Source organism: Flavobacteriales bacterium (assembly GCA_016779995.1).
Lineage (GTDB): Bacteria > Bacteroidota > Bacteroidia > Flavobacteriales > UBA7312 > UBA8444.
Map to the genome: position 1 here is coordinate 1 of JADHMO010000034.1, position 5,244 is coordinate 5,244.

4 protein-coding genes are annotated in these 5,244 nt (G+C 39.3%); all 4 read left to right on the plus strand.

Annotated features, from left to right (window positions below):
- Positions 1 to 41: 41 nt before the first annotated feature.
- Genes ISP71_08935 through ISP71_08950 form a run of 4 tightly spaced genes read left to right on the plus strand, consistent with a single transcriptional unit; the run spans position 42 to position 5,113 of the window.
- Positions 42 to 941 carry a VWA domain-containing protein gene (locus ISP71_08935; protein ID MBL6664207.1) on the plus strand — a complete coding sequence of 300 codons (900 nt, stop codon included), beginning with the start codon at positions 42 to 44 and terminating at the stop codon, positions 939 to 941.
- Positions 941 to 2,779 carry a VWA domain-containing protein gene (locus tag ISP71_08940; protein ID MBL6664208.1) on the plus strand — a complete coding sequence of 613 codons (1,839 nt, stop codon included), beginning with the start codon at positions 941 to 943 and terminating at the stop codon, positions 2,777 to 2,779. Before ISP71_08935 ends, ISP71_08940 begins: the two co-directional genes overlap by 1 nt.
- A complete protein-coding gene (locus ISP71_08945) occupies positions 2,763 to 4,439 on the plus strand; it encodes a protein BatD (GenBank protein MBL6664209.1) in 1,677 nt (558 codons plus the stop codon). Before ISP71_08940 ends, ISP71_08945 begins: the two co-directional genes overlap by 17 nt.
- Positions 4,424 to 5,113: a tetratricopeptide repeat protein gene (locus ISP71_08950; protein ID MBL6664210.1), complete on the plus strand. Its 690-nt coding sequence runs from the start codon at positions 4,424 to 4,426 to the stop codon at positions 5,111 to 5,113. The genes ISP71_08945 and ISP71_08950 overlap by 16 nt, the downstream gene beginning before the upstream one ends.
- Positions 5,114 to 5,244 lie beyond the last annotated feature (131 nt).

A 5,244-nucleotide genomic window follows, 5' to 3' on the forward strand; every position in this document is an offset into this window, starting at 1 on the left:
CTATTGCCTTTATAATGATGGTGGTATTGCGTTCCAAACGAATGAATCACTATGGATACTCTCAAATAGAAGGGACAGGGAAATATTGGGTTGCAACACTCAAAAACTATACGGGTATTTTATCTTGGTTGGCTATGGGCTCTCTTTGTATCGCCTTAGCTCGCCCCCAGACAACGCAAGTCAACCAACAACCATCACAAAACCTAGGTATTGATATGATGTTGGCGTTGGATATAAGCACGTCCATGTTGGCAAAAGACCTAAAACCTAATAGACTAGAAGCATTAAAGGAAGTTGCTACAGACTATGTGATCAGAAGGAATATGGATAGGATTGGCCTAGTGATTTACGCAGGAGAATCATACAGCCCCGTTCCTTTAACTACTGATCATAGCTTGCTCAATGAACAAATTAGGTCATTGCAATATGATATGCTTGATGGTGGTACAGCAATTGGCATGGGACTTAGCACTGCCGCAAATAGACTAGCAGAAAGCGCAGCTAAAAGTAAAATCATCATCCTTCTCACAGATGGCGAAAATAATGCTGGGTTGGTTGATCCTATTCAAGCAGGCGAATTATGCGCAAGTTTGGGCATCAAAGTATATACCATCGGTCTAGGCACCAATGGGATTGCTTCCATGCCGGTGGGTATTGACCCGAATACAAAAGAATTTGTTTACCGTCCTGTGCAAGTAACCATAGACGAAGCGCTACTTAAAAGAATAGCTGAAATGACCAATGGTCAATATTTTAGAGCAACAGACAGAGAAAGCTTGGAGAATATTTATGGCATTATTGACAGTCTAGAGAAAAGTGAAATTGAAGGATTTCAATTTTACAGGTATGATGAACATTATTCCATCTTTGTGTGGATGGCTATAGCTTTTATAGCGTTTGAATTGATATTGAATTTTGTAGTCTTAAAATCTGCGTTTTAATGGATTTCAAGTGGCAATTCCCAGAACTATTAATCGTTGGACCGGTGTTATTTGCAACGCTGATTTTCTGTTCTTTTCTATTTCATAATTGGAGAAAAAAGGTTTGGAGAATCTTGGGCTTAGCGTATTCGTCTGCCAAACTTAAGAAGTCATTCGGGTCTGTGCGGTTTTTCACTAAATATACCCTACTTGCTCTATCTCTGCTGTTTCTTGGGCTGAGTCTAGCAAACCTTCAAATGGGTGGTCAAAAGCAAAAGGTAAATCGCAAGGGTACGGATGTAGTATTTGCACTTGATGTGAGCCGCTCTATGTTGGCAGAAGATATTGCCCCTAATAGATTGGACAAGGCAAAGCTGCTCATTTCAAGAACCCTTGGCCAGCTGAGCGGTGATCGTGTAGGTCTAATTGCGTATGCCGGAAGTGCATATCCTGCTCTACCAATAACTACAGATTATGTGGCAGCCAAAATGGCCTTGGATGCTGCTAATCCAAATGCCGTTCCATCGCAAGGAACAAACCTTGCTGCAGCGCTCAAATATGCCTTTGGCTACTTTAATCCAGCATCCCCAGCGGGAAGGTTCATAATTGTCTTTACCGACGGGGAAGATCATGAAGAATTAGAGGGACTTGAACTTCCAGAATTTCCTGTACAAATTCTCTTTGTAGGGCTGGGCACGCAAAGCGGCGGTCCCATTCCAATTCAGAAAACCAGATCGGGCACTATTTACAAAAAAGATAAAAAAGGCGAAGTAGTCATTACAAGAAGAGATGAAAAAATATTGTCCAATCTCATGGAAGAAATCGGTGCAAATTATATTGACGGAAACAGAACTGATGAGGCAATTAAACTTGTACAAGATTTCATACTAACGGGCGAGCAAGCGGCTATTTCAGAGGAAATCGCAATTGACTATGAGCCACAGTTTCAATGGTTTCTTTTTCCCGCGTTACTCTTCCTTTTACTTTATACACTCTTACCTAATAAAATAGGTAATCCAACCAAATACAGTACCTTAATTTTACTTTTGGCCTGTTCATCTTTGAAGGCACAGAATGCCGACACCCTTAAATCAAGCCCAACAATTAAAGAAGGCAGTGCTCACGATTATTACAACAGTATCAAACAAGGGAATAAATTAGCCGAAGAGGATAATTCATCTACCGCATCCCAAGAATTTCTGAATGCCACAGCAATTAATCCAGAAGGCTTTGAAGGATGGTATAACCTGGGGTCTTCCCTACTTAAAGAAGGGAAAACTGATGAAGCAAAAAATGCATTAAAAGAATCGTTGCGTCACACAAAAAGCAAGAATAAAAAAAGTGATGCCTTATACAATTTAGGTGACGCTGCATTTGATCAGGAAGCTTACGAAGAAGCCGTGAATTATTACAAAGAAAGTATCCTACAAAATCCATCTAGAATAGATGCCCAATACAACTACAATAGGGCATACGAAAAACTCATGCAGCAACAAAATCAAGAAGACCAAAGCGAAAACCAAAAACAAGAGGAAAAGGAAGATTCGAAAACGGACAAGGACGATTCACAAGACCAAAATTCTGATGATAATAATGCTAAAGACAAGGAAAATCAGCAAGGTCAAAATAAAGATGAAAATGAACCAAATCAAGAGCAGGATGAGGATCAAATGGGTGACCCTAAAGAAAACCAGAATGGTAAAGAGCCTAAAGATGATGGGGAATCCAAAGGCAAGTTAAGCCCTGAAGAAATCAAAGGCCTCTTGGAAGCAATACAACGGGCAGAAGAGAAAACGGCGCAAAAGGCAAATTCTAAGAAGGCAAAAGGCAAAAAGAAAAGCGGTGAAAAAGATTGGTAACTTATTATTGATTGCAGCACTTTTTCTAAGTGTGTGCGCCAATGGGCAAAACATAGCACTTACCGCAAAGTGTTCAAGAACTGCTGTGGATCTCAATGAAACCTTTAGAATCACGTTTACAACAAATGCAAGAAGAGGGGAAATTACTCCCCCAAACTTTGAACAATTCATAGTGGTCAGCGGACCTTATCAATCAAGTCAAACTCAAATAATAAATGGTAGGGTTTCGTCCAATAGATCCTTATCCTATGATGTTGTTGCTCAAAAAAAAGGAGAGTTTGTGCTTCCTGCAGCCTTCATAATAGTAGATGGAAAACGAATAGAAAGCAATAAGCTTAAAATTACAGTCAAAGAAGGATTAAAAAAGAAAAATAATATCCAGCAGCAGGCAGAGGAAAGTTTTAATGTGACTATTCTCTCCTCAAAGAAAGCCGTTTATGTCGGAGAGCCCATTATACTGAAATTCCGTGCGACTCTTTTTGATCCGGTAAGAAATTTAGACATTATTCAATCACCCAACTTTGAGAATGTACTTCAACAGCAGCTGGATTCAAAGGAGGAGAGCTATAGAGAGGTTGTAGGAAACAAAGTTGCTACCATATACGATTTTGATAAGCGACTTATTCTACCCAATACCCCCGGGGTTTTAGGAGGACAAGAACTAAAAATAAGAGGTCAGGTTCAAGTACCAACCGGGCAACGAGATTTCTTTAATATGCCTCTAATGAAGTATGTTCCACAAGTTGCTTCTGCCAAAATACCGGCGGTAAAAATTAAACCACTTCCAGATGGTGCCCCATCCCATTTCACCGGGGGAGTGGGTTCCTTAAACCTAATTAGAGAAATAAGTAGGCGCGAGGTAAGCGGAGATGAAAGTATAACCATCAAACTTAGAATTGAGGGTAAAGGAAACCTAAGCACAATCGAAGTGCCTGAGTTAAGCAACGTAGAAGGCTTTGATATCTACGACCCTAAATTCAACGAAAACATTCGTTTTGGTGAGCGAGGAATAACAGGCTTTAAAGAATATGAATATCTATTAGTACCGCAGTACCGCGGTAGCTTTGTATTACCAGAAATTAAATGGACTTACTTTGATTTAAAGACAGATAAATACAAAACTGTTACTATAACAGAAGATACTTTAACAGTTCGTAACCCGAATTTAGCTGCATCTAAACCAAATTCCAATTTGACGACATCTTCTGAACAAGAAGCTACCCTCTTAGATGAAGACATACATTATTTACAAAATATTGATATTAAGACTGATCGTAGGGGCCTAATAAAAAAGGGGACATTGATTTTGCTAGCTGTTTTGGGATTATGTTGGCTGTGGCAACTTGCGCCAAAACGAACGGAATCAAAAGGCTCAAATTGGAGGAAAATTAAATTAAGAGAGGTGCAGAAAGCTTTTAGTTCTAAGGATGAAAAGAGGTATGGGAAAATGCTAAACGCCTTAGAATTTGGACTCGTAGAAAAAGGGCTGAATTTAGAAAACGTTACCAAAATCAACCTTCAAAATACCTACGGAAATCAAATTGGAAATGAAATATTTACGCTCATTGAAAATTGTAATCTTGCCCAATATGCTCCGGTGAGCTCTTCTAATGATGATTCCAACATGAATGCTTTTATAGAGATATGGAAAACCATCTAAATACTATTGCGGACAGTGCTAGAGCACTTTATGATAGGGGCCTGTATAGAGACGCTCTAGAAAAATATGATGCCTTAGTTCAATCACAGGTTCATGAAAGTGCGCTGTACTTCAATCTGGGTAATTGTTATACCCGATTAGGTGAGCTTGGTGAAGCCAAAGTAAATTTTGAAAGGGCCTTATTGTATGACCCCGTAAATGAAAGCGCAAGGCATAATCTTGATTGGGTAAACTTGAGAATCTCTGAGAGTATTCAGCAGCCCCAAGAAGAGCTTTTACATTGGATTAGTGAAAGTGCACGCACTATACTTCAGCCAGAAACTTGGACTATTCTGAGTTGTTGTTTTATTCTTATTTCCTTGTCTTTATTGATTGTAAGAAGAACAAAAATGGTGGATTTTACTTGGAGATGGCCCTTTACTACAACCGTTTTGGCCATCGTGCTGCTTATAATTGGCCAAATAAGTGTACCCAAGTCTCAACTTGCAATTGTTATAGAAAGAAATAGCACTGGCTTTAGTGAGCCATCAAGTAAAAGCAATCAAGTTGTCATACTCAATGAAGGTAATTCTGGAATTGTAATTCAAGAAGAAAACAATTGGTCTCACATTAAATTTAGCAACGGACGCGTTGCTTGGTTTTCTTCAAAAGACTGGGAGAACATACTCCCATAAATAGAGCTAAACCAATCTTGGTAGCCAAGTTTTAATGGAAGTGGTAATACCCATAGCCTCTTGATAGCTATATGGAAAGGCCCGAACAACATTTTTTGACTCATTCCACTTAGGATGCTTTTTATCTCCCG